We start from the raw sequence: 25,501 nt of genomic DNA on the forward strand, positions 1-25,501 counted from the left end.
AACATTTTGCTCGGTGGCCGGACACAATTTTCTAGTTTAATTATGGGTGATCAGACGACCTTAATCAATCTTACGTTTGGGATTCAACAGGTTCATCGGATCAAAGAGTGTCTTGATCTGGTGTTGCAGCTGATCGACCGTTTCACCCAATTCAGGGTTGTTCCATTGATTTTTCAGCATCCCCACGGCGTGTTCCCCGGAGATTGTTCCTCCGAGTTCCAGCGTCTTCCAGAAGGTCTGCCGTAGCGCCTCAATGATGACCTCTGGCACCTCATCGACATCCTTGTCCCACACGAAGGTCGGGTGGACGTTACCATCCCCAGCATGACCCGCCGTGTAGATGGTAATGCCCAGCTTCTGCCCAAGCTCCTGCAGATAATCCATCATTGGCGCCAGCTTGGACAACGGCATCGCCATATCTTCCATCAGGTGATTTCGGCCAGCAAAGACGGCCGGTAAGATGTCCCGCCGTAGCTGTTCCAAATCGGCTTCTTCCTTTTCATCCGTGGTAACCGTCACATTCTGCCCGTGATATTTATCCAGTAAGTCACGCACGACCTGGACGTTCTCGGGACTGCCGCCTTCCAGCCGGAAGATCAGCATAGCACCGCTATTATCGGCATAGTGGGTCTTTTCGTATTTATCCAGTGCCACCACGGTATTGCCATCCAGGGCTTCCAGCATCGTGGGGTAGACCCCAGACATCCGAATAGCCGTGACGCCTTGTGCCAGCGCCGTCATATCGCTGAAGAAGGCCACGCCCATGACGGATTGTCCCAGCGGAATCGGCATTAACTTGACAGTGACTTCGTAGATGATCCCCAGAGTTCCCTCGGAACCAACGAAGAGCTGGGTCAAATCATACCCAAAGGCCTGTTTCAGTGTCCGGCCACCGAGCTTGACCACCCGACCATCGGCCAGCACCGCCTTCAAGCCCAGCACGTTGTCCTTGGTCGCCCCGTAGCGCACAGTGCTCATCCCACCAGCATTGGTAGAGACATTCCCACCAATCGATGAGAACGGCTTAGAGCCAGGATCTGGGGCGTAGAATAGCCCCTGCTTGCGAGCTTCTTTATCCAAATCGCCGTTGACGACCCCGGGTTCCACGACTGCCACGGAATCTTCCTTACTAATCTCCAGGATCTGATTCATCTTGCGCGTAGACAAGATAATTGCCCCCGTCAAGCCGTCGGACCCGATCACCGTGCTGCTAAAGGTGGTTTGGGGGATCACGGCGATGTGGAACTTCCGCGCTGTCCGCAAGACGCCTTGGATATCTTCAACATCGGCAACCTCGACAAACGCCCGCGCTAAGCCCGTTTCACCACCAGTTGCATTGGGATTGAAGGATTGCTTGCGCAACGTGGCTTCATCCGTAACAACTGTTCCCGTCTTTACCTGAGACTTCAAATAGTCCAGAATCTCCTCGTCGGAATAGGCACTAAACACTGTCATCACAAAGACCTCTTTTATTTTTTGAATTGCTCATTGGTCATTTTAACAGGAAATCAAGGCGATTACTTCACAAATAGCTTAGATTTTGTTGCAATTACAACCAAATCGTCGTATACTACTTTTTACCACGAAATGAGGTGAATCAGCTTGGCAGAAATTTTACGTCCGATAGGCACCGTTGCCCGGGCACTCGACAGCATTAGCAATATCGAATTCAAGGCGCTCGACCTGAATCGTGGCCAGTATCTCTACTTGGTTCGCGTGGCTGAAACGCCTGGAATTATTCTGGAACGGCTCGCCGTGATTGTCCGGGTCGACAAGACTACCGCGGCCCGGGCCATTCAGAAACTGGAGAAGAACGGCATTCTGGAACGCCGCCCCAGCCCCACTGATAAGAAACAGAAACAGATCTTTCTCACGGCAAAGGGCCAGGCCCTCTACCCCATCATCAAACGAGAAAACGCCTATTCCAATGCCACCGCACTCAAGGGATTTACTCCGGCCGAACGCGACCAACTCGCCGACTATCTGAAACGCGTGGAAGCCAATATCAATTCCGACTGGGTTAAAGTGAAACACGGCGAACACCGTAACTACTGAAAGGACACGTAATCAATGAAAGGACACGTAATCAATGAAAAATGTCACCATTACCCCCGTCACTCCCACTGATCTGGAACAACTCCGGAATGTCAGTGTTGAAACCTTTACCGCAACCTTTGGGGCCGTGAATACCCCGGAGAACCTAAAGGCTTACCTGGAACACGACCTCAGCCGCGAGCAACTCGGCCAGGAGCTCGTCGACTCAACCGCTACCTTCTACTTTCTTCAAGTCGACAGCCAACTCGCCGGCTACGGCAAACTCCTCCGCCACGCGGCTGACATAGAAATCCAACGAGTTTACGTGCGCGAAGGCTTTCAGCACCACGGCCTCGGTCGCCAATTCCTTAAGTTTACCGAGCAGGTGGCTCGTGAGGCTGGCCTTCCTAAGGTTATTCTGGGTGTCTGGGAACATAACGACAACGCCTTGGCTTTCTACAAATTCATGGGCTACCACCGCTACGGCGCCCACACCTTCAAGCTGGGGGATGATCCTCAGACCGACTACCTGATGGAAAAGGACCTGTAAGCTTGTTTCACTCTAGCGCAGACGAAAAGACCTGAAAAAAATTCCAGGTCTTTTTTCACATTTTCAAGCTTTTCAGTCGTCCTGGTAGAACCAGCCAAGTCGCGTTAATCCAACTGCACAAACTGCTTATTTTCCAAGCGATACTGGTGATCACACCGTGCCGCCACGTCGGGTTCATGGGTCACGATAATCACGCATTTTTGCTGATCGTGGGCAATCCGCTGAAACTGGTCGATGACCTCTCTCGTATTATCCTCGTCCAAGTTCCCAGTCGGCTCATCGGCCACGACAAGCTTGGCATCACAGCACATGGTTCGGGCAATGGCGACCCGTTGCTGCTGCCCACCGGAGAGCCGCTGAACGTTTCTAGTGAGGAGCTCATCCCCAATCCCTAGGTCGTTGAGCACCCGTTGCGCATAGCCTCGATCCCCAGCATGACTGGCGTTGGTGATTGCCATCGCCGTCAGGAGATTATTCAACGGAGACATGTAGTTAAACAGGTTGTACGCCTGAAATACGATAGCAACGTCGTGTCGCCGGTAGTTGGTCAGCCCAATCTGTTTCAGTGACCGGTCATTGAGGAAAATATCCCCTTCCCGCGGCTTATCTAGCCCGGCAATCAGTGAAAGAAACGTGGTCTTCCCGGTTCCACTGTGACCCAGAATCGCGTAGGATTGGCCTTCTCCAAATTCGAGATTGATATCTTGAAACAACGGTTGTTCTTTATCCTGGTACCAATAACCCAGGCCTTCAGTTCTTAACATCTGCGTCCCTCCTTAGGAAATCAGTACCTTCTTCGGCTCTAGTCTGAGAATGCCACCGGAGGCAATCATGATCGACAGGAAAGTAATGGCCAAACCAAAGCCACCCAGTTCCGCTAGGTCGACGGCGCTCACGGTAATTTCCAGATCAGGGTTCTTCGTCTTAGCGTTGCCGGTTGTGCTGCCAGGGCCACCGGCGGCCCCACCACCGTGCATACCACTACCGCCGCCCGGTTGACCACTGCCACCAAGCTGGCCGGACGTCCTGCTACTGGTCGTCTGCGTGGTGGTACTCTGTGAGACCAGTTGTGAGCCCAACTGATTCCCCACGAATTGACCACCAACGCCGGCAATTGCCAAAGCAATCACGATGACCATCAACATTTCTGTAAAGAACTGGGCCACAATCTTCCAGCGGGCTTCACCCAAAGATAGCAGCACGCCGATTTCAAACCGCCGTTCGCGAATCATCAGGATAACGATCAGGGCCAGAATAATCGTGCCGGCAATCGCCACCAACCAAACGATCTTGTTGGCAAAACCTTCCACGTTGTCCATCGAGGCCTTAATCACTTGGTAGCTGGAATCATCGGTACTCAGAGAGTATTTACTACTGATCAGCTTGTTGCCGGCCCTTTTGGTCGCACTTGCCTTGGCAGGATTCGTCACATTAAACGTCACGGAATCAGCCGTTCCCACATACTTACTCCCCTTAATCGTATTGGCCAGGGTGTATGAGGCGTAGATTGTATTGACAGGGTCAGTACTCATTGGACCCGCACTCGCTGAACTGGTCGAACTCGCCTTGTAAATGCCAACAACCTTCACCTTGCGGGTACTCTTGGACCCTGTCGTCTCCTTGACGGTCATGGTATCGCCGACCGTCAAGTTATTTTGACTTGCCAGTTCCTTTTCGATCACGACGTTGTTAGTTCCCTTGTCAGACGCCTTGATACCGCGCCCTTTGGTAATCTTGCTCTGACTGTCGGTGAAAGCCGTCGTCAGTGCCGTTGACGTGACCCCATCGATCTGGGTGTCCCCGGATGAGCTACTCGTGGACTTCATGCCACCAGGGCCACCACTACTGTTGCCACCCATCCCCGTACTGGTCGAGACCGTATCGTAGGATTTCGCATTCACCGTAGTACTGCTGGTCACGTTGTAGCTCTTGATATTGCTGAGTTTTGCAATATTCTTGGCATCACTCAACCTAACCGGCGTCAGTGTCAGCTTGGGCCGACTGGATGTCGGGGAGCTACTGGAACGACTACGCTGCATCTTCTTAAATGCCGCCTGCCGGTTGGCCGACAGCGTCATCGTTGCGCCAGCGTCCGCCTTGGCCGTCTCCGTTGCCTTGACCGCCGCACTTCTAATCAGTAGGCCTGCTAACACAAACATGAGAATGGCGGACGAGACCAGGATCAGTAAGACTGACCGGCCCTTCTTCGCCCACACATTTAACCAGGCCCGTTTGAAAAAGTTCATTCGAGTCGCCTCCATTTCATAACATGTCCTGATTATGGCAAAGCTGGCTTATCGCAAACCTAAAGTGCTGGGCTTTACAGCATTAACCGACAGCGCTCGGTCCAACAAAAAATGGCGGCATCCCGCAGGACACCGCCGCTTGTAACTGATTCATTTGTTAATCATGATGTTAATAAACCGTTAAGGCTCACCCAGCTTATCTTCCGGTGGAAAGACGTCCGGGTAAAGCGCGGAGTACTCCTGATACCACTGAAAGGCAGTCGTCACCAGAACCTTTAGCACGGCGAATCCCGGCACCCCAAAGATCACACCGACTAAGCCAAACATCTTCCCGGCGGCTAGTAACACGAAGACGATGGTAATTGGATGCATCGCCAGGCTGTTTCCCATGATCAGGGGAGACAGGACCTGCGTTTCCAAGACCCATTCAATCAGATAGACGATGACGACCCCTAGCAGCATCGACGGGCTCGTAATGGCCCCGATAATTAGCGCTGGGATCAACGCGATGGCCGACCCAAAGTAGGGAATCAAGTTGAGCGGCCCCGCTAGCAGCCCGATCAACAGGGCATAGCGCAAGCCAATGATGGAATAACCCGTGGTGAAGATAATCAGGACACACAGTGCCACGGTCAATTGCCCACGGACGTAGGAACTAACCTTGACGTTCATCTGGTCTAACATCACTACAAACCGTTCCCGGTAAGCCGTGGGCACGACCTGACTCACGTAATGCGGAAAACGCGTGCCATCCTTCAACATGAAGAATAGGACCAGCGGCGCCGTGATAATCGTGATGACCCAGTCGCTAACGGTCGTCACGACGTTGCCAATCGACGTCAGTGTCCCGGTCAACAGGTTCAGTCCCCGCTTAGAGAAGTAAGTGGTAACACGTTGATTGACCTGATCCAAGTTATTCGTAGAGATCCAGTGATGGACCTGATTAAGATGATTTAGCTTTGCAAGCATATCATTGGCAAACTGGGGCAACGTGCTCACGGCCCCGGCCGCCTGCTTAGCGAGAAATGGAATCAAATTGAGGAAAACCAGAATAATGGCGCCAACCGCCACCAACATGGCAATCGCAATCGCTAATCCCTGACGAATATGTAGTCGGCGCTCCATCAAGTGAACAAACGGATCCAACACATAAAACAGGATTCCCGCCACCACGATGGCTGGCATGGTAATGCTGGCAAACTTCCAAATCGGATCCAAAAGCCCAGCGTTTTGAACAATTTCGTTAACAACTAACAATAAAAGAAAAATATTTAATAGCAAAATCGTGATGTGATTATTCAAGAAACGCTGGTAGAACCAGGAAAATCCCGATTCCGGTTGACGCAAATTTTTCAAGCTGACCCCTCCCTGCTGTAGCTTCTCTCCTAGTGTACGGCGGAACCGCCCCGTTGACTAGTCCGGACGCTCGGGTTTTGGTAAAAGTCGCGGTTCGGCGCTTTCCATTTGCTTGCGGCCATCAGGGATTTCGCCTGCTGTGGGGACCGGTCCAAGCCTAAGGAACGGTCTTGGACCTCGACTTGAAGCCGCCAGAACCCGCGTCTCCAAGCTCGTCCCATGACCTAACCTGACAAGAATCGTCAGCTAAGGTCATCGTCACGGCCGGCTGCATCTCTGACTGCCTCCAGCTACATACTAGCGTTCGCCATAATCTTTACCAAACCTAGCTGCCTTCTGACTGGTCACAAGACAAAAGATTGCCTCCCCTTCACCTTACTCTGAAAGGGAGACAACCTTTTTCAAATCTAATTGTACCAACTCGTGTAAAAATCAACTGGATATGCGAACTAAACCGACGTTAGCTGTGAGGGCAGTGCAAATAAACTCAGCCGTGGGAATTCTCTTGGCGGCTTGCCGCTTAAAGAATTGGTGACTTTGAAACACGACCTTTGTGGTTCAAAGCAAGCTCGGAGACCGCCTTTTGGCTCCGGGCGTCCGCCCACAGCGCTCCGGTTTATTTGCACTGCCCGGTAAGGCGAACGGTTTATTCGCTAGTCCGTGTCTTGGGCTAATTTGACGGTGCTGGCAGCCGTCTTGCCGCTGACCGTGTAGAGTTGCTTACCCTTCTGCCAGCTGACCGAATTGGCCTGTTGCTTTTCGGTGCCGCTGTAAACGGTAATGGCGCCGGTGTCGGCCGACTTAGGCAAACTGGACGACGTAATCTGCTGGTTAACTTGCTTGGCAAATTGCGTTGGTGTTCCCGTTTCGTCGGCATTGCTGGCAACCGCCGTGACCGACCAGTCGCCCTTGTTCCAGTGAACATAGGTGTGACCCATGACACCTTGGACCACAGCGGTCGTGCGCCCATTCAGCTTGACTTTGGCACCCTCGGTATTAGTACCCACGTAATCCACTTGGCTTCCAGCCCGATTGCTGGACCCGTACGTCTTCTTCTGCAGGGTCGCGGATTGGTCGCCGGTATTCTTATCGGTATATTTAACCGTGTAGTTTTGCTTCGTACCACTGGCACTATCGGCGGTCAATTTTGCACTATCGGCGTGCACCGTACTGGGTGCCGTCGTCTGACTCACGCTACTGACATCATTGGCGGCGTGCATCTCGAGGACCGTCCCAGACCCCAACGTGATGACTGCCAGCGCTGCCGTAACCGCGGTAATGATCTTTGTTTTCCGTTGCATATTTATTCAGCCTCTTTCGTGATTTATTCCGTAACGTAGCTCTTCAACGCCGTGACATATTTGCCATTACTCAAGACAAAGTACCGTGACCCAGTAGACCGCTTTTTAACGGCAGTCACCTTCAGCTTGGTCCCCTTGGTAACGGCCTTCGAGCGACTAGACTTAGCAAACGAAGACTTCTTGTATTCGTAAACTTTCTTCTTGGTCTTAATCGTCTTGGTGCTGCTCAAAGATTCATAGTAAGCCGGCGTCATAAATTTAACGTTAGCGGATAGGTATCCCAGACTCGTCTTGACCCGATACGACTTCCCGCTCGGCGCCTTGACCAGCTTTCCCGCGACGGTATCACCGGATACGTAATAACTCCCGGTTTTCTTGGTGAGGCTAGAATCCGAATAAAGATTCAATTTATGCTTCAGCGTATAGGAGCCATGCTGCCCCACAAAATAACCCGTGCCATCTTGCGAAAGGACCCACTTTCCTAGATCACTGATGTATAAAGCCTGCTTGGACCTTGATTGCGTTAGATTCTTAACCTTAGAGATCCTGTAAAACTTCTGCCGGTCAGACTTAGCAATCTTGGTGCCATCCGCATATTTGGATGCATTATTATGTAAGTAAATATGCTGTCCCACCTTATATCCACTGTACGCATAGGTCACACTCGACAAGGCTGTGGCCACACTATCCGTCCACCAACTGATGGGGTGAACCGAGGTGACCGCCTTACTATTATCGGTGTATTCACTCAGCGCCGAGAGGTAATTGTGATCAGTGTATTGCCACAGCGCAAACGAAATCGTTGGCGTATAGGAATAGTTGGCGATCCACTGCGCATCAAAGTTTTGCCGCGCCGTATTGGCATATGAAGTGGCGAAGCTTTGATAAGAATAAAAGACTAAGTTCTTACTCGTCAACGAGCGCATCTCATCGTACCACGCCTTAACTGCGGCATTGGTGGTGCCTGAGGTGACGTCATTTTCCTCAAAATCCAAAGCATAGAATGATGCGTTCTTATTCGAGCGATTATAGAAATCCTTGGCTTCCTGTCTGGCACTGGCGGCACTGGTAAATCGGGCATAATCGTACTCGCCAAACGGAATACCATATTTCACGTACAATGCCGTATTATTGGCGGCGTAAAGGTCCTGATAGGCGGACCCGTATTGCCGCCGGTTAATCACGAAGGAGACCTGACTCTTCAAATTTGAAACCTGACTCGCAGTTAGTTTCCCTTGCCACTCGGAAATATCCGGAATGGCTAGCGTGCTCGCGCTGGCAACGGCCTGCTCGCCCCACGCAATCCCAATCATGGCACTGGCGGCCACAACCAATTGTGCTAACCGTTTGGCCCAACGATGCTTGTTCGACATACTTGGCACTTCCCTACTTAAAATTTGGTGTGCCCTACCCCACTAGAATCCGGCGTTTGATTCCCCGCACCGACGCTCCCCTTCGCTAACTGCTCACCACCTCATTTTGGGGTCTTACTAAACAGTACCCGAAGAAAATGTGCATTCAATAACAATGGGATTGCAGTTTGATTACTGGATTTTACAATTATATTTATTACAGGAACGCCGGTAAATCAACGATAGTCAACACTTATTTATTGTAAAATCATTGGTGTTCTCAACCGCTACATTCGATAAACCCCTCGTTTGTGAATGCATTTGACAACGTCTAAAGCGGGAAAGTTACTTGGCTCATCTCGCAACAGTCATTTTCTGGTTAAAGTTCGGTTTTTACAATTAGATTAATATTTAGATTATCATTCATTGTTTAGCAAAATAGGGTTGCCAATTAACGCTTAATGGTAGAATTAGCATCGAACAATTACCATTATCTGATGAATTGAGTTTTCCGGTTAAAACCATAATATGCGAATATTTATATTTTGTTCCCGTTGATTGTTCACGAAAAATCACGTATGATAGGACTAACTTAAATTACTCTAGGAGGTCTCGCTTATGCGCCGTGCTTTGCTTAGTGTTTCCGATAAAACGGGAATTGTCGAATTTGCCCAAGACTTGATTGCTCACCACTTTGAAATTGTCTCCACCGGTGGCACCCAGACTGCGCTGAACGCGGCTGGCATCGCCGTCACACCGATCGAAGATGTGACGCATTTCCCTGAAATGCTAAACGGGCGAGTCAAAACGTTGAATCCACGGGTCTTCGGCGGTATTCTTGCGCGGCGTGAAGACCCCGACCACCTACAAACACTCGCTGAGCACGACATTACACCGATTGATCTCGTTTGCGTAAATCTTTATCCCTTCGCCGAGACCATTAGTGACCCCGAAGTTACCTTGGCGGACGCCGTTGAGCAGATTGACATTGGTGGTCCCTCTTTGATTCGGGCAGCAGCCAAGAATTACCGCGACGTCCTAGTTGTCTGTGACGTGGCCGACTACGACCAAGTTAGCTTGGCACTCGACACTCCCGACGATGACATGCGGTTCCGCAAGCATTTGGCAGCTAAAGTCTTCCACCATACGGCCCACTACGATGCCGTCATTGCCAACTACCTGACCGATGAGGCCAAACCAGACACCCTGACCCTGACCTATCAACGCAAGCAAGCCCTTCGTTATGGGGAAAACCCTCAGCAGACGGCAACTTTTTACGCGGACTACCAACCCGCACCATTTTCAATTGCCGCTGCCAAGCAACTCCACGGCAAGCCGCTCTCCTTCAATAACATCAAGGACGCTGACGCCGCGCTGGGCTTAATCCGTGAGTTTCCCACCCAACCGACCGTGGTCGCACTCAAACACATGAATCCGTGTGGTATCGGTTCTGACGCCATTCTCGAACACGCTTGGGATAAATGTTACGCGGCTGACTCCATGTCGATCTTTGGTGGCATCATTGTCCTGAATCGTCCGGTCGACCTCGCCACCGCCACCAAGATGCACCAACTCTTCTTGGAAATCATCATCGCTCCCGGCTTTGACGACGACGCGTACGACCTGTTAGCCAAAAAGAAAAATCTTCGCCTAATGACGGTAGACTTTACCACCGCTCAGGCTCCAGAGGCCGACGAAATCATCAGTATCCGCGGTGGCTTATTACGTCAGGAACGCGATGACGTTCGCGATGACCCGACTAATTTCCAAACCGTCAGTCACGCACAACCGACGCCCGAACAACTCACAGCAATTGCCTTTGGTCTCAAAGCCATTAAGTTCGTCAAAAGTAATGCTATCTTGGTCAATACCAGTGATCAAACGCTGGGCGTTGGCCCCGGGCAAATGAACCGGATTGATGCCGTGAAAATCGCGGTCGGTAAGGCCGAAAATAAGCCGAACTTCGACCAGGCTGTCTTAGTCTCCGATGCCTTCTTCCCGATGGATGACTGCGTCAAATATGCCGCTGAGCACGGAATCAAGGTCATCGCCGAGCCTGGTGGTAGTATCCGTGACAAGGAATCCATCGCCATGGCTGATGCCCTGGGCGTGGCCCTCGTCTTCACCGGGAATCGTCACTTCAGACACTAAGCCTAACGTTAAAATTAAAACCCGACACCACTAGAATGGCCGTCGCAGTCACCAATTGGTTCCCTGCGGCGGCCATTTTGCGACCTGCGTTATAGTTAATCACCCGAAAAAAGTCGTTTGATTTAAATACCAATAGCCCCATAATGGAGTTATCCGGTTTATCATCAAACTCAGAAATAACTATCAATCTCTGGGGGAGTGATTGTTTATGAAAAGTTCCGTGATTCCACGTCTCACTATCGTTGTGCCGTGCTACAACGAGGAACCCGTCTTACCGACCAGTGCACCCATTCTGCGGCGCATTCTGCAACGGCTAATGGATCACCAACAAGTGACACCTGACAGTAAGATTCTCTTCGTTGACGATGGCAGTCAGGATCGCACTTGGGCCTTAATTACTGAGTTACGCCAACAGGACGCCTGTTACACGGGCCTGAAGTTCAGTCGTAACTATGGTCAAGAAGCGGCCCTCATGGCTGGCATGCAGATTGCTCAGCCTTACGCTGACCTCATCGTCACGATTGATGCCGACTTACAGGACGACCCACAACTCATCTTTGGTATGCTTGAACAGGCACGCGAGGGCTTCGATATCGTGTACGGTGTCCGCAACGATCGATCGACCGATACCTGGTTCAAGCGGACGACGGCCCAAGGCTTTTACTGGTTTATGGGCAAGTTGGGGGTGGACCTCATCCCCAATCACTCCGATTTTCGACTCATGAGTCAACGGGCTGTGACCGCCCTCATGAGCTGTCAGGAATCCCATCCCTTTATTCGGGGGATCATCCCACAACTTGGTTTTCCAGCAACCAAGCTGTATTACAAACGTCAGCCGCGTAAGGCCGGCGTTTCCAAATACCCCTTACGCAAGATGATTCGCTTCGCCCTCGATGGCATTCTATCTTTTTCCATCGCGCCCATTCGCGCGGTGCTCTACGCTGGATTACTCATCTGCGGCGGGGCACTGTTGGTCTTACTCTGGATCTTGATTCAGCACATTCGGGGCGCCGTCGTCACCGGGTGGAGTTCCATTATGGCTTCTCTGTGGTTTCTCGGCGGTTTTCAACTGGTCGCTACCAGCATTATCGGTGAATACGTTGGCCGAACTTTCACCGAAGTTAAGCACCGACCACGTTTCATCATTCAATCCGACACCTATTCTTCAGCATTTACACCTGCACAACCCGTGGTCCCGTTGGCACGTGACCACTCATCTCGTTAGATAAGGAAGTCTTATTATGGCAATCCGGCAGCATCTCACCACTGGCCTCAGCGGTCTCATCAGTTTAATGTTCCTATTGACTGGCGTCCTAGCTGGCCTGGTACCCGTGACCTTTCGGATCGACCACGACTGGCTTTCACCCCTCATCATTATCCTGGGTGCCGGTATCTACCTGGGCGGCGTGGGTCTGGCCTTCCGCTGGTTCCATCGACTCAGCAAACATCAGCATCGCTATCTCAGTCTCGGCCTCTGGGCCCTCTTACTGGCCATTCAACTTTGGGTCGCTGTCAATTGGATTTCTGCTCCGCGGGCCGATTTATACTTCGTCCACCAACAAGCCGTTTCCCTATTAGAGGGGAGTGCTCACTGGAACCGCTACTTCTACACCTATCCTAACAATGTGAGCTTCACCATACTCCTGAGTGGTCTCCTGAAAGTCGGCCACTGGCTGGGCTTTAGTTCTGGTGTTTGGCTGAATCTCGTTCAATTTGCCTGGCTCGACTGCGGACTGGTCACGGTCTGGTACGTCCTAACCAAGAAGAATCCGGCTCGTGGTCACCTCTTCTTAGGCATTATTTTAGGAACGGTCCCCCTGTATGCCTACGCCCTCAACACCTACAATGACACTTATGTCCTGCCCACGGGACTCTTCGCTGTCGTCCTTGTACGTGGTCTTCTACGGTCCACCAACTGGCGGCAGGCCGTGCCTCGTGCGCTGGGACTCGGAATCATCCTAACGTTGACCTACCTATTAAAAGCCAACTTCATCGTCCTCATTATCGCCACTATTCTGATACTCTGGCTGCTGCCAAACGCCACGACTCACCCCTTCCTAACTCGCAGTTGGGTTACCCTTCTTCTGTTAGCACTATTAGCCGGCGGTACAATCGGTAACCGAACCGCCCAGCAGGCAGCTGGATTTCAGTCTAATCCCGACCAAGCGCTACCCGCGACCAGTTGGATTGCCATGAGCTGGAATCCGGCATATTACGGCCAATACAACCGCCACGATGTCGGCCGGATTATGGCCCAACCCACGGCCGCCGCTAAACAGACCCAGGCGAAGACCAACTTCAAAGACTACCTGCATCAGCTCGGCCCTAGCGGCATCATCCACCACCTCTACCGCAAAGCCAAACTATTTCTCGCAACGGGCACCTTTGATAGCTTTCAGATCTCCCCGGCCTATGATCGCGCACCCAACTGGTACCGTCAGCATCGCAACACCATCGACTGGCTGCTTGCCAACTGGTGTCAGATGAACTACCTAGCCCTCCTCATTGTCAACTGTGGTTGGGGTATTCAGCAGATTCGCCGTCGCAAATTCAGTACGGGCTATCTGCTGGGCGGCCTCTTCATTATTGGTCTGACCTGCTTCCACGTAATCTTCTGGGAATCCGAAGAACGTTACGCACTGCCACTACTCCCGTTACTCATCGCTGGTACCGCTGCTGGTTACCGCCAACCCCTGAACCTCCTGCGCTGGTCGCAACGCTCACGTTGGTTGCCTCTCGGTCTAGCTATTGGGTTCACCGCAGCCTTAGGAATCGGCGCCTGGCAAAACTACGGTTTGGTCACCCGATCTCGTAGTCACCCAGTCAGCGTGGTCAGCCAAAATGAGGGCCGTTACTACCAGAATCACAAAGTACGGCTTCAGCAAAATCAACGACTGACGCAACCCTTCACGGCGCCGTTGCCCTTCAATCACGTATTGATCAACAACGGCGAATCCTTTACCGGCAACGTTACCCTGCGAACAGCAAGCGGCAAGTTGGCCTGGCAGTCCCGGGGCAAGCCACTCAGCTTAACGCAAACTCTGCCGCGCCCACTACCAGCCGGCCATTACACGTTGACCCTTACGGCTACCCGGTACGACCCACAAAAAATCGTCACGGCCCCCGCCAACTATCCCCTGTTGGCCCAGCCACTCACCACGCACCCTCACCAGTACCTGCGTTTCTTCATTGATCAACGCAGCGTGAGCCCCATCCTAACGCCCAGCAAGCTCTGGCTGATTATTGGCACACTCTGGCTCGGCGGACTGATCATCATCGACCGTTTTTACTGGTATCGCCGCCACATTTAAAAAAATTACCAAACGACTTGCCTTCGAGTGGCTCTAAGGTACTAGAATGGAACCATGGGTAAATTTACGAACTCAAATTCCAGCAAACGTATTTTTAAAAGGAGCCAAAAACTTGAAAGAAATCAACCAACAAACTTTAACTGGCGAACGTGCTCTGTTTCAAGGGCATGATCTCCACATTACAAACAGTACCTTTGTCGACGGTGAATCGCCGTTGAAGCACGCCAAAAACGTTGCCATCGACCACACCATCTTCAAATGGAAATACCCGCTGTGGTACACCAATCACGCTAGCTTAGACCATACGACTTGGCAACCAGACGCCCACGCCGGCATCTGGTACACCCAGGACCTGACCATGAAGCACAGTGTCGTCCGGGCCACCAAGACCTTCCGGCACGCACAAGACATCCACTTAGATGATGTAACCTTCGCCAACGCCGGCGAGACACTCTGGTGGTGCCAAGACATTACGCTCGATAACGTCACTGCAACCGGCGACTACTTCGGCATGAACAGCGAGAATGTCGTGGCCCATAACCTAACGATCAACGGTAACTACGCCTTCGATGGCAGTAAAAATGTGGAGGTCCACAACTCGACCTTCATCACCCACGATGCCTTCTGGAACTGCGACAACGTGACGATTTATGATTCCACCATCATTGGCGAATATTTAGCCTGGAACACCAAGAATATTACCTTCGTCAACTGTTGGTTGGAAAGTGATCAAGGTCTCTGCTACGTCGACCACTTGACCCTGCGTAACTGTTCACTGATCAATACGGACCTCTCCTTTGAGTACTGTTCTGACATCGATGCCACCATCAACACGGCAATCGATAGCGTGAAGAACCCTATTAATGGTAAAATTACAGCACCGGCAATCGGCCAGGTTATCTTTGACGACCCCGCCATTGACCCGACACAGACCATTATTTCAACTACTCAGGAGGCTTCCGCATAATGAGTTATAATTTTTCAGAAATGATTGACCGTCGGCACACGAATTCCGTCAAATGGGACGTGGCCGCAAATGAGCTCCCCATGTGGGTGGCGGATATGGACTTCCGAACCGCGCCTGGAATCGTCGATGCTATCAAGCGTAAGGCTGACACTGGGATCTTCGGTTACGAAGAAGTGCCTGACGCTTACTTTGAAGCGGTTCAACACTGGTACGCGACCGAACACAACTGGGCACCCAACACCGATTGGATGCGCTTCGTAACCGGCGTAGTGCCAGCCATTTCATCCGCCGTTCGCCGCGTCAGTCACGTTGGTGACAATGTGTTGGTCCAGGCACCAGTCTACAATATCTTTTACAATTCAATCGTTAACAACGGCCGCCACGTCCTTTCAAGTGACCTCCAATATCACGATGGCCAGTACACCATTGATTGGGACGACCTCGCTGCTAAGATGGCCGAACCACTCACCACGATGATGATCCTCTGCAATCCGCACAATCCGGTCGGTAAGATCTGGACGGCTGCCGAACTGAAGCGCATCGGGGAATTGGCCGCTGCCAATCACGTGGTCGTTTTTGCCGATGAAATCCACGGCGACATTACCGAAACGGGCTACGGCTACACGCCATTTGCTGCCGCTGGCGACGTTTGCGCGAACAACAGCATTACCGCCGTTTCCCCTAGCAAGACCTTCAACGTGGCCGCCCTCCACGCCGCCACGCTGATCATCCCCAACGAAAATCTGCGGAATATCGTGGACCGCGGCATTAACACTGACGAGCTAGCCGAACCCAACGCCTTCGCCATTGACGGGAGCATCGCAGCCTACACAACTGGTGCGGAATGGGTTCACGAACTCAACGCCCAGATTACCGCGAACAAGCTGGCCTTAACCAAGCTGATTGCAAAGAAATTACCACAGTTACACGTCATTACCGGTCACGCGACCTACCTCGTGTGGATCGACTGTACCGAAGTCACCACCGACTCTACGGCACTGTGTGACTTCATCCGCAAGAACACCGGCCTCTTCATTACGGCCGGCGCCGTCTACGGTGGTGATGGTCACGACTTCGTCCGCATCAACGTCGCCTGCCCAGCTGAACGACTCCAAGATGGTTTGGATCGGTTAGTCGCTGGGGTAAAGGATTTTCAAAAGGCGTAACGTAAACGGGTGACGGGTTGCGGTCAACTCACCATCACGTAAAACACAGCTTACCTACATTACACACGTTCAAAACGAGTCCGGGATTTTCCCCGAACTCGTTTTTTATGCCAGTCAACTTTCACCAAACTTCACAAGACCCCGCCGACTGGTTTTCTCGTTATCCTTGCTATACTGGTTGTAATGATCGTACCAACTACAGCGAGGAGGATGACCCATGACAACTATTAATCCCAGTGCCGCCCAAGATGTCTACCGCGATGCCGGTGAAAACATTCAATTCACAACTTACTTAATCGACCGTGAAGATATCGCTAAAGACCGCGATGGCTTAGCCGAATTCGCCGATCGACTCGCGGCTATCGAACGTAGCATGGCTATTCGCTACCCTGACGCCCAACTCAAAGTCGCCTTTGGTCTCGGCGCCACGGCCTGGCGACTCCTCTTTCCCACAGCGAGTCAGCCGAAAGAACTCGTCGACTTCACGCCAATCAAAGGCCCCCGTTACACGGCACCAGCAACCGCGGGCGACTTGTTCATGCACGTCCGGGCTAAAGAAATGGCCGTGGTCTTCGAAGTCATGGACCAAGCCCGGGAATTCTTACGCGACTGGACGACCGTGATCGATGAGACCCACGGCTTCCGCTACTTCGAAGGGCGGGCAATCATTGGCTTTATCGACGGAACGGAAAATCCAGCCGGCAACGACGCCGCTGAGTATGCGTTGATTGGCGACGAAGACCCAGAATTTGCCAACGGTTCCTACGCCTTCGCTCAGAAATACACGCACAACATGGATGCCTGGAATGCCCTGCACACCGAAGATCAGGAGAAAGCCATCGGCCGCCACAAATTTACCGATCGCGAACTCGACGATGACGAAAAGCTGGCTAACGCCCACAACCTGGCTTCTCAGGACAACACGGACGGCATCGAACACAAGATTGTTCGCATGAACGTCCCCTATGCCAAGCCCGGTGAAGGCATCGCCGGCACCTACTTCATTGGTTACGCCCGCCACTTCACGGTGACCCAGCGGATGCTGGAGAATATGTTCACCCAGAGTGATCGGCTCCTCGACTTTAGTACTCCCATCACCGGTAACGCCTTTTTCATCCCCTCCCGACCGCTGCTAGAACGCATTGCGGCAGGGGACTTGTTCCCAGTCGAATAAGGGCGCAGCTGACACTTACGGCGGCCAGAAAATCTCCCGCGTTTCTATTTTCGTCAATCCTCTAATAATCACAAAGCATCTCCCTCGGCCCCTTTCGGCACGAGGGATTTTTTAGTAAAAGCATCGCCCACGCCGGGTCACTGCCAATTCTTGACTAACTTTCTGACAGGCGCTAAATATTTTAAAATTCCGGCTACCGCATGGTACGAAACCATTGCGAGCGCATACAAATAAGCGCCCTTCGTTGACCTTTCGGCTCTAAGAGGGTATGTTAGTGGGGTTGTCATCAAGAATTTAATGTCGATTGGTTTGCGTTACCTAGGGTAATCTCACCAATCAATCTAGACACTGAGGAGTTGACTCATCTTGGACGAGGCTGAAAGAGAACAGGGGCCATGGCGCCGTAATCTTCGTGTTCTCTGGTTCTGTACGTTCGTAGCCGGCATGGCTTTTAGTGAGATCATGCCGTTTTTATCGTTATATATTAGTAGTTTGGGTAATTACACCAAATCACAGGTCACCATGTATAGTGGGCTCGTCTACGCCGCCGACTTCTTTGTCAGCGCAATTGCCTCCCCACTCTGGGGTATGGTGGCCGATCGCAAGGGACGCAAATTAATGCTGCTGCGGTCATCCCTCGGGATGGCGGTGGCCATGAGCCTGATGGGCTTTGCCACTAGCGTTTGGCAGTTAGTTGCCCTGCGTGCCCTGCAAGGGGTCTTCGCCGGGTTCATTTCCAACGCCCAAGCCCTCGTGGCTTCACAGACGCCGCGGAAACATTCCGGAGCTTCCCTCAGCACCTTAATGACCGGGGTCACTAGTGGGATGTTGCTGGGACCCGTTATCGGTGGGGTCTTGGCGCAGATTTTTTCAATTCGGCTGACCTTCTTTATTACCGGGGGACTGCTCCTACTGACCTTCTTCATGAGTTGGATCTTCGTGGAAGAACAGTTCAAGCCGGTCGTTCGCGATCCCAACCAAAAGCGGCTGCACAATCCGCTGGCGGCCTTCCCTAATCCCAAGTTGATCTTGGTTTTACTGTCCTCGACGCTGATCGTTCAGTTCGGGAACATTTCGATTTCTCCTATTATTAGTCTGTACGTCAAGGAACTCATGCACAATGTCGGGCCGATTACCGTGGTCGCCGGCATCATCGCCGCGCTACCGGGGATTTCCAACATTATCGCTGCTCCTCGGTTAGGGCGCTACGGCGACCAACACGGGTCTGGGAAAGTCCTGCTGTTCGGCTATATCTTCGCGACGGTCATGTACGTCCCACAAGGCTTTGTCACCAGCGTGTGGATGCTCGGGATCTTACGGTTCATGATCGGGATCTCCGATGGCGCCCTCTTTCCCGAAATTCAGACGCTACTGACCAAGAACTCACCGGTCGAACTGACCTCGACCGTCTTCAGTTGGAACCAATCCTTCCAGTCGATTGGGAACATGATGGGGTCATTACTCGGCGGCTGGATTGCCGGGGTCTTCAACTACAACGCCGTCTTCATTTCCACCGCGGCGCTCATGCTGATTAATCTCGCGCTCGTCTGGTGGCTGGTGCCGGAAATCCGGAAACCACAGATCCAAGTGGCCAACGACTAAAATTTTTAAATTAATGACGCTCAAAACGACCAGAATCCAACTCTGGTCGTTTTTTATTGGCTCCTTAGCGATAATTGCTCTATTCCGTGCGTGCGCAAAAAAGTTGCCCACATGCATTGACCATTCGCGGTTTGCGCGGTATGTTAATGACATGTTCGCAACTTTTTGCGTTAAGGAGCTGACCCATTGTGGGTGAAACTGATGCGGACCATGAACTTTGGCGGCGAAACCTCCACATTCTGTGGTTCTGTTCGTTCATCGTTGGCATGGCCTTCAGTGAAATTATGCCATTTTTATCGTTATACGTTAGCAGCCTGGGTAACTATACCAAGGCCCAAGTCACCATGTACAGTGGACTCGTCTACGCCGCCGACTTCTTCGTCGGGGCCATCGCTGCCCCTCTCTGGGGGATGGTTGCTGACCGCAAAGGCCGCAAGCTCATGTTGCTGCGGACCTCGCTGGGAATCGCCGTGGCCATGGGCCTCATGGGCTTGGCCACCAACGTCTGGCAACTGGTCGCCCTGCGCTCCCTGCAAGGCATCTTCGCCGGCTACATTCCTAACGCTCAAGCACTGATTGCCGCTCAGACACCGCGGAAATACTCCGGTGCCGCGCTCAGCACCCTCACGACCGGAGGAACCAGCGGCAATCTGCTGGGCCCCATCATCGGGGGTGTCCTGGCACAGATTTTCTCCATTCGCATGACCTTCTTCGTGACGGCCAGCCTACTCCTGATCACTTTTGTTCTGAGCTGGGTACTGGTCAAGGAGGACTTCAAGCCAGTGCCGCGGCAACCCAAGCAGACTCAGCGTCACAGCCGCTTAGCCATGGTACCCAACCTTAAATTAATCATCGTATTACTCTGCTCGACCATGTTCGTTCAGTTCGGCAACACCTCTATCTCGCCAATCATCAGTCTCTACGTCAAGGAGCTCATGCACAACGTGGGGCCCATCACCGTGGTCGCCGGCATCATCGCCGCGCTGCCCGGAATCTCCAACATCATTGCCGCCCCGCGACTCGGCCGTTACGGCGACCACCACGGGTCTGGAAAAGTCTTGATTTTCGGCTACATCTTTGCCACGCTCATGTATTTCCCACAAGGCTTCGTGACCAGCGTCTGGATGCTGGGAATTCTACGCTTCATGATCGGTATTTCCGACGGCGCGCTCTTCCCTGAAATCCAGGTCCTCTTGACGAAAAATACACCCGTCACACTTACCTCGACCGTCTTCAGCTGGAATCAGTCGTTTCAATCGATCGGCAACATGCTGGGTGCACTCCTCGGTGGCTGGCTCGCCGGGATCTTCAACTACAACGCCGTCTTCTTCTCGACCGCCCTGCTGATGCTGGTTAACCTGGCGCTACTGTGGTGGTTCGCACCAGAGATTCGGCAGCGGTCATCACAAACGTCTATGGAATAGTCAAAACCCCGTCCACTTCATGGTGAACGGGGTTCTTTGTGTTTATCACATTCGTGTGAAATGTCGACTGCGGTTGCCAATACCGTTGTGGGGACCGCCTACAGCCAAAGGACGGGCTTTCGGCTCGGTTTGAAACCTCGCGAAGTTCAGGCAATCCCCACAGCAGCCGGAATCACTGGCAGCCGCAGGTGGAGTAGACGGTGGCTAGCCAGCGAAGCGTTGTTCATCCAAAAGTGGCACCGCTTCGGCGGGGACTGGCGTCACGCCCAACATGGCACTCACGCTACCCAAACCTTCGAGCAGGTCGGCGGCGATACCGGATGTCATTAACGTTCGTTGGGCCGCGCGAAGTTCACCCGGTAAGTCCTCGATGTCATCGGTCCGGCTGACCAACACGCGGGGCACCGCCACCGCTTGGGCTGCCGTGATTACGGTTTGGACGATTTCCGTCAAATGAATGGTGGGCGCTAATGCCACGACCATGTCCTGATCGAGCATGACGGCACTCAGACCACCTTCGTCCAGGCTTTCTCCCGTGAAGCCGGTAATCCCTGCTGGCAGGGCCACGTCACTAGGGGTATAAACCGTTAAGTCAAGCACTGTATTTTTGCTGAGTTGGCGGACAAACGCCTGACTGGTAGCGTCTAGGGGCCCAGCAATCAAGATTCGTTTCAAGTTCGTAACTCCCTTTCCAATTAACTGATAAGTAAGATTATAAGGGGTTAGAGTAGGTCTAAGGCAAGTCTTTTTCACAAAAATTTTAGGTGGACTTTGCACCCGTTTCCACCGGTTCAATAAGGCGTCTCTTATAAAAAAGCGCGTTAGGTATGTTATGATTGAATTGGGTAGTGGTTGAAAAAAAGCCGAAATAGCGGTATTTATGCGCTATAACGCTAACGTAAGCTGTTTCATACCCGCCGATTATCAACACTAAAAATTGTTATCTTTTGGAAAACGTTAAGGTTTCGTGTACAATGGCTATATTCACAAGAGCCTATCGTTTCAAATACGACCGGTCCCGGGTTGCTTCGCTTTGCGCGCACCACTGGACGTACCGATCGTTATTTCTATGTTTCCGGCTCTTTACCGGAAGTGTTACACCATTACACAGGAGGTTAATCTATGCTACTTTCAATGGAACATCTACGTAAGGAATATCCTAACGGGAAAATTGCCGTCGACGACTTCAACCTTGAAGTCGATCGTGGTGAATTTATTTCGTTCATCGGAACGTCTGGCTCAGGGAAGACCACGACCATGCGGATGATCAATCGCATGTTGCACCAGACTTCGGGGACCATCAAGATTGATGGTAAGGATATTTCAAAGATGGATCCAGTTAAGCTGCGGCGTTCCATCGGCTATGTTATTCAAAACATCGGTCTGATGCCGCACATGACGATTCAAGAAAACATTGAAATCGTCCCGAAATTGCTCGGCTGGTCCAAAGAAAAACGGGCAGAACAAGCGAAAAAGATGATTGATCTGGCACAATTGCCAGCAGAAATGTTAAATCGCTACCCCGGCGAACTCTCCGGTGGGCAGCAACAACGGATCGGGGTCGTTCGGGCCCTGGCCGCCGATCAAGAAATTATCTTGATGGATGAACCCTTTGGAGCCTTGGACCCCATCACGCGGGAATCCCTGCAAGACTTGGTCAAACATTTACAAGAAGACCTCGGGAAGACCTTCATCTTCGTGACCCATGATATGGATGAAGCCCTCCACCTGTCGACGCGTGTGGTCATCATGAGCCACGGGAAACAAGTCCAGGTCGACACGCCCGAAAATATTCTGCGGCACCCCGCTGACGAATTTGTCACCAACTTAATCGGTGAAGAACGGCTGATCAGAGCGCAACCAAACATTCTTTCCGTTAGTCAAATCATGTTAAAGAACCCGGCCGCCATCACGCCTGACAAGACGCTGGATGACGCCATCGACCTGATGCATGACCGGCGGGTTGATACGCTACTGGTTACCGATGCGGATGGCGTGCTTCAAGGCTACGTTGACTTGGACGACATTAACCGGATCACCGACGCCACCACGCCCGTTAGCCGTTTCACCAACAAGGAAGTCTTCTACGTTCAGGCCAACGCCCTCATTGGAGACACCGTTGATCGTATCCTAAAACAGGGGGTTAAAAACGTTCCCGTTGTCGATGCCAAGAAGCAACTGGTCGGTATCGTTACTAGAACCGCACTGGTCGATATCGTTTACGATGCCTTGCGCGGGGCTCCCGCCAACAACGAGCAGCCAGCGTCACCAATCAACGCTGATATTCACGCTGCCGCTACCCACGAAGGAGGCGAATCATCACAATGATTCACTTCTTACAGGTTTATGGCATGCAACTGATCGACAAGACCGGCCAACATCTCTACATTTCCGCGGCCGCCCTTCTCTTGGGGATCGTTGTCGCCGTGCCACTCGGGATCTTATTGACCCGCATGAAGCACGGGGCCAACGCGGTCATCACACTGGCCGGGGTCTTACAGACCATCCCTGCCATGGCATTATTAGCCATGATGATTCCCATCTTCGGGATCGGGTCTACCCCAGCCATCGTTGCCCTGTTCATTTACTCCCTGCTCCCCATCCTACGCAACACCTACCTCGGGATGGAAGGCGTCTCACCAGCTGTGCGTGACGCCGCTAAGGGAATGGGCATGACCTGGTGGCAATCGATGATTCGCGCCGAGATTCCGCTAGCCGCGCCCGTGATCATGTCCGGGATTCGGCTGTCCGCGACCTACGTCATCGCGTGGGCCACACTGGCATCCTACATTGGTGCCGGTGGTCTGGGTGACTTTATCTTTAACGGGTTGAACCTCTACCGTTCCGACTTAATCTTGGGCGGCTCAATTCCCGTTATTTTACTAGCCCTACTCGTGGACTATTTGTTAGGTAAGTTAGAAAACACCGTGACACCACGGCAATTACGATAGGAGGTCCGTCATGCGAAAACATTTACGTCAATGGCTAGCCGGACTTCTGGTAGCGATCGTCCTCTTACCACTCGGCGGGTGCAGCTTGCCCGGTCTGAGTGGTTCCGGCGACAATACCGTTCGGATTGCCTCACAGAACACGACTGAACAGCAGATTATGGCCTACATGATTCAAGGCATGATCGGCCACTACACGAATTTAGATTCAACCATCGTCAACAACCTGGGGTCCGGGAATGTTAGTTTTAACGCCCTAAAGAACGACAACGCTGACATCTCCTCAATTCGGTTCAACGGGACCGACCTGACGACCGTCCTGAACGAAAAATTCGAACGGGATCCCGCCAAGGTCAAGTCAACCGTCACCAACGAATTCCAGAGTCGCTACCACATGACTTATTTCGAGTCATACGGGTTCGCCGATACCTACGCTTGGATGGTCAAGAAGAGTTACGCCAAGAAGTACCATTTGAAGACGGTCAGTGATCTGAAACGACTCGCCCCTAAGATGCGTGTCGGGATCGACCAAATCTGGCAGAACCGGCAGGGTGACGGCTATCCTGCTTTCCAAAAGGATTACGGCTTCAGCTTTGGCACGGTCTACCCGATGCAAGTTGGGCTACTTTACGATGCCTTGGAAGCTAACAAGATGGATGCCATTCTGGGATACTCCACCGATGGCCGGGTCGGTAGTTACGACCTGACCCTGTTGAAGGATGACAAGAACTTCTTCCCACCATACGACGGGAGTCCGGTTGCGACGAATGCTATCTTGAAGAAACATCCTGAACTCAAACCGGTCCTGAATCGTTTGGTCGGCAAGATCTCACTGAAGACCATGCAAGACTTGAACTACAAGGTCGACGATCAACTGGAAGAACCCCAGACGGTCGCCAACGAATTTCTGAAACAACACCACTACTTTGAAGGGGGGAACTAGGCATGAAAGACATGGGCTTACTCAGTCAGTTAATCTATTACTTCTCGCACAACGGGATGTACGTCCTCAGTCAATTTAACCAAACGTTCCTCGTCTCCATCTATGGGGTGCTGTTCGGTGCCATCGTGGGGATTCCCATTGGGATCTGGATCTCACAGAACCGGAAGCTCTCCCCTGTCATCATTGGGATCGCCAACGTGATTCAGACGATTCCTTCCCTGGCGATGCTGTCCATCTTGATGCTGGGCCTGGGACTCGGGCAGAATACGGTGATTGCGACCGTCTTCCTCTACTCCCTGTTACCAATCGTCAAGAACACCTACACCGGGATGCTCAGCGTCGACCCCGACGTTTTGGATGCCGGTAAGGGAATGGGGATGACCCGTTTCCAAATCATGAAGACCATTCGGATTCCGCTGTCACTTTCCGTGATTATCGCCGGGATTCGAAACGCCTTAGTCCTAGGAATTGGAATTACCGTTATCGGGTCCTTCATTGGGTCCGGTGGTCTGGGGGACATCATTGTCCGCGGGACCAACGCCACGAACGGGGGCGCAATTATCCTCGCCGGGGCATTGCCGACCGCGTTGATGGCGATCATCACCGATCTGGTCCTCTCCTTCATCGAAAAGCGCCTCACGCCAAAGACATCCTCTGAAAATTAGGTTACGTGTTCAAATTGCCTCCGGGCCGGTGAAAATTGGACCGTGACGCTGAGGGCCAAATTACAGCATATTTTCCAACCACGGACACAATGACGTTTCTCTGAATAATGTCTTTAGCGCACACGCTTCAAGGTGTGGAAGTGCTTATCGGTCTAAATCAAATTTACCATTTCCGTAGGGTCGACAGTTCGCTGTTGGCCCTATTTATTTTGACCTAAGCGTAAGCTCCAGATAAACCAAACGTGCGTATAACAACGACTACAAATGTTGGTCACGCCTTGATACGGGCTAAATCTGTGTTAGCCGTGAGG

21 protein-coding genes are annotated in these 25,501 nt (G+C 52.2%); 14 read left to right on the forward strand and 7 right to left on the reverse strand.

What is annotated here, in order from left to right; translation table 11 throughout:
• Positions 1-60: 60 nt before the first annotated feature.
• Complete coding sequence (locus ACEPSU_RS11150; RefSeq protein ID WP_395321664.1) at positions 61-1,455, reverse strand: FAD-binding oxidoreductase; 1,395 nt, start codon at positions 1,453-1,455, stop codon at positions 61-63.
• Positions 1,456-1,602: 147 nt separating this feature from the next.
• Here ACEPSU_RS11150 and ACEPSU_RS11155 point away from each other — a divergent pair, with 147 nt between their 5' ends.
• Both ACEPSU_RS11155 and ACEPSU_RS11160 read left to right on the forward strand, forming a co-directional pair.
• Entirely contained in the window at positions 1,603-2,055 is a 453-nt protein-coding gene (locus ACEPSU_RS11155; RefSeq protein WP_395321666.1) for a MarR family winged helix-turn-helix transcriptional regulator, read from the forward strand.
• Positions 2,056-2,089: 34 nt separating this feature from the next.
• Positions 2,090-2,584, forward strand: a complete 495-nt coding sequence (locus ACEPSU_RS11160; RefSeq protein ID WP_395321667.1) for a GNAT family N-acetyltransferase — start codon at positions 2,090-2,092, stop codon at positions 2,582-2,584.
• 104 nt (positions 2,585-2,688) lie between these two features.
• Here the strand turns inward: ACEPSU_RS11160 and ACEPSU_RS11165 are convergent, their stop codons facing one another.
• From ACEPSU_RS11165 to ACEPSU_RS11185, 5 genes are all read right to left on the reverse strand, one after another.
• Complete coding sequence (locus ACEPSU_RS11165) at positions 2,689-3,348, reverse strand: ABC transporter ATP-binding protein (protein ID WP_395321668.1); 660 nt, start codon at positions 3,346-3,348, stop codon at positions 2,689-2,691.
• Positions 3,349-3,360: 12 nt separating this feature from the next.
• A complete protein-coding gene (locus ACEPSU_RS11170; protein WP_395321670.1) occupies positions 3,361-4,830 on the reverse strand; it encodes an ABC transporter permease in 1,470 nt (489 codons plus the stop codon).
• Between the two features lie 180 nt (positions 4,831-5,010).
• Positions 5,011-6,186, reverse strand: a complete 1,176-nt coding sequence (locus tag ACEPSU_RS11175; RefSeq protein ID WP_020088942.1) for an AI-2E family transporter — start codon at positions 6,184-6,186, stop codon at positions 5,011-5,013.
• 653 nt (positions 6,187-6,839) lie between these two features.
• Positions 6,840-7,487, reverse strand: a complete 648-nt coding sequence (locus ACEPSU_RS11180) for a hypothetical protein (RefSeq protein WP_395321672.1) — start codon at positions 7,485-7,487, stop codon at positions 6,840-6,842.
• Positions 7,488-7,510: 23 nt separating this feature from the next.
• The gene (locus ACEPSU_RS11185) at positions 7,511-8,860 is read right to left on the reverse strand and encodes a GH25 family lysozyme (protein ID WP_395321674.1); all 1,350 of its coding nucleotides are present in this window, start codon (positions 8,858-8,860) and stop codon (positions 7,511-7,513) included.
• A 597-nt stretch (positions 8,861-9,457) separates the two neighbouring features.
• Between ACEPSU_RS11185 and purH the strand changes: the two genes are divergently transcribed.
• The 8 genes from purH to ACEPSU_RS11225 all read left to right on the forward strand — a co-directional run bounded on the left by purH (position 9,458) and on the right by ACEPSU_RS11225 (position 20,634).
• Positions 9,458-10,990, forward strand: coding sequence for a bifunctional phosphoribosylaminoimidazolecarboxamide formyltransferase/IMP cyclohydrolase (gene purH, locus ACEPSU_RS11190; RefSeq protein WP_395350848.1), 1,533 nt, complete (start codon positions 9,458-9,460; stop codon positions 10,988-10,990).
• A gap of 208 nt (positions 10,991-11,198) precedes the next feature.
• Entirely contained in the window at positions 11,199-12,215 is a 1,017-nt protein-coding gene (locus ACEPSU_RS11195; protein ID WP_395321677.1) for a glycosyltransferase family 2 protein, read from the forward strand.
• Between the two features lie 16 nt (positions 12,216-12,231).
• The gene (locus ACEPSU_RS11200) at positions 12,232-14,301 is read left to right on the forward strand and encodes a hypothetical protein (protein ID WP_395321679.1); all 2,070 of its coding nucleotides are present in this window, start codon (positions 12,232-12,234) and stop codon (positions 14,299-14,301) included.
• Positions 14,302-14,413: 112 nt separating this feature from the next.
• Positions 14,414-15,268, forward strand: a complete 855-nt coding sequence (locus ACEPSU_RS11205; RefSeq protein WP_020088948.1) for a DUF3737 family protein — start codon at positions 14,414-14,416, stop codon at positions 15,266-15,268.
• Positions 15,268-16,434 (forward strand): MalY/PatB family protein, encoded by a 1,167-nt coding sequence (locus tag ACEPSU_RS11210; protein WP_395321681.1) that lies wholly within the window; start codon positions 15,268-15,270, stop codon positions 16,432-16,434. The genes ACEPSU_RS11205 and ACEPSU_RS11210 overlap by 1 nt, the downstream gene beginning before the upstream one ends.
• A gap of 217 nt (positions 16,435-16,651) precedes the next feature.
• Entirely contained in the window at positions 16,652-17,608 is a 957-nt protein-coding gene (locus tag ACEPSU_RS11215) for a Dyp-type peroxidase (RefSeq protein WP_395321683.1), read from the forward strand.
• 366 nt (positions 17,609-17,974) lie between these two features.
• Positions 17,975-19,210: an MFS transporter gene (locus tag ACEPSU_RS11220; protein WP_020088951.1), complete on the forward strand. Its 1,236-nt coding sequence runs from the start codon at positions 17,975-17,977 to the stop codon at positions 19,208-19,210.
• Positions 19,211-19,398: 188 nt separating this feature from the next.
• On the forward strand, positions 19,399-20,634 hold the full coding sequence (locus ACEPSU_RS11225) for an MFS transporter (RefSeq protein ID WP_395321685.1): 1,236 nt from the start codon (positions 19,399-19,401) through the stop codon (positions 20,632-20,634).
• 204 nt (positions 20,635-20,838) lie between these two features.
• Here the strand turns inward: ACEPSU_RS11225 and ACEPSU_RS11230 are convergent, their stop codons facing one another.
• Positions 20,839-21,309: a hypothetical protein gene (locus ACEPSU_RS11230; RefSeq protein WP_395321687.1), complete on the reverse strand. Its 471-nt coding sequence runs from the start codon at positions 21,307-21,309 to the stop codon at positions 20,839-20,841.
• A 447-nt stretch (positions 21,310-21,756) separates the two neighbouring features.
• On the opposite strand from ACEPSU_RS11230, the gene ACEPSU_RS11235 reads away from it, so the two are divergent.
• From ACEPSU_RS11235 to ACEPSU_RS11250, 4 genes are read left to right on the forward strand one after another with little or no spacing between them, the layout of a single operon-like run.
• Entirely contained in the window at positions 21,757-22,962 is a 1,206-nt protein-coding gene (locus ACEPSU_RS11235; RefSeq protein WP_395321689.1) for a betaine/proline/choline family ABC transporter ATP-binding protein, read from the forward strand.
• Positions 22,959-23,585 (forward strand): ABC transporter permease, encoded by a 627-nt coding sequence (locus ACEPSU_RS11240; protein WP_020088955.1) that lies wholly within the window; start codon positions 22,959-22,961, stop codon positions 23,583-23,585. The genes ACEPSU_RS11235 and ACEPSU_RS11240 overlap by 4 nt, the downstream gene beginning before the upstream one ends.
• A gap of 10 nt (positions 23,586-23,595) precedes the next feature.
• Entirely contained in the window at positions 23,596-24,525 is a 930-nt protein-coding gene (locus tag ACEPSU_RS11245; protein WP_395321691.1) for an osmoprotectant ABC transporter substrate-binding protein, read from the forward strand.
• Between the two features lie 2 nt (positions 24,526-24,527).
• Positions 24,528-25,190, forward strand: a complete 663-nt coding sequence (locus ACEPSU_RS11250) for an ABC transporter permease (protein ID WP_395321693.1) — start codon at positions 24,528-24,530, stop codon at positions 25,188-25,190.
• Positions 25,191-25,501 lie beyond the last annotated feature (311 nt).

The sequence above is a fragment of the Levilactobacillus parabrevis genome (assembly GCF_044051715.1).
GTDB lineage: Bacteria > Bacillota > Bacilli > Lactobacillales > Lactobacillaceae > Levilactobacillus > Levilactobacillus parabrevis.

Bases quoted from the DNA above. Each gene is read 5' to 3' on its own strand.
- ACEPSU_RS11245 (WP_395321691.1), top strand. From the start codon at position 23,596: ATGCGAAAACATTTACGTCAATGGCTAGCCGGACTTCTGGTAGCGATC.
- ACEPSU_RS11170 (WP_395321670.1), bottom strand. From the start codon at position 4,830: ATGAACTTTTTCAAACGGGCCTGGTTAAATGTGTGGGCGAAGAAGGGC.
- ACEPSU_RS11240 (WP_020088955.1), top strand. From the start codon at position 22,959: ATGATTCACTTCTTACAGGTTTATGGCATGCAACTGATCGACAAGACC.
- ACEPSU_RS11200 (WP_395321679.1), top strand. From the start codon at position 12,232: ATGGCAATCCGGCAGCATCTCACCACTGGCCTCAGCGGTCTCATCAGT.
- ACEPSU_RS11235 (WP_395321689.1), top strand. From the start codon at position 21,757: ATGCTACTTTCAATGGAACATCTACGTAAGGAATATCCTAACGGGAAA.
- ACEPSU_RS11185 (WP_395321674.1), bottom strand. From the start codon at position 8,860: ATGTCGAACAAGCATCGTTGGGCCAAACGGTTAGCACAATTGGTTGTG.
- ACEPSU_RS11150 (WP_395321664.1), bottom strand. From the start codon at position 1,455: ATGACAGTGTTTAGTGCCTATTCCGACGAGGAGATTCTGGACTATTTG.
- purH (WP_395350848.1), top strand. From the start codon at position 9,458: ATGCGCCGTGCTTTGCTTAGTGTTTCCGATAAAACGGGAATTGTCGAA.
- ACEPSU_RS11210 (WP_395321681.1), top strand. From the start codon at position 15,268: ATGAGTTATAATTTTTCAGAAATGATTGACCGTCGGCACACGAATTCC.
- ACEPSU_RS11180 (WP_395321672.1), bottom strand. From the start codon at position 7,487: ATGCAACGGAAAACAAAGATCATTACCGCGGTTACGGCAGCGCTGGCA.
- ACEPSU_RS11195 (WP_395321677.1), top strand. From the start codon at position 11,199: ATGAAAAGTTCCGTGATTCCACGTCTCACTATCGTTGTGCCGTGCTAC.
- ACEPSU_RS11215 (WP_395321683.1), top strand. From the start codon at position 16,652: ATGACAACTATTAATCCCAGTGCCGCCCAAGATGTCTACCGCGATGCC.
- ACEPSU_RS11165 (WP_395321668.1), bottom strand. From the start codon at position 3,348: ATGTTAAGAACTGAAGGCCTGGGTTATTGGTACCAGGATAAAGAACAA.
- ACEPSU_RS11160 (WP_395321667.1), top strand. From the start codon at position 2,090: ATGAAAAATGTCACCATTACCCCCGTCACTCCCACTGATCTGGAACAA.
- ACEPSU_RS11250 (WP_395321693.1), top strand. From the start codon at position 24,528: ATGAAAGACATGGGCTTACTCAGTCAGTTAATCTATTACTTCTCGCAC.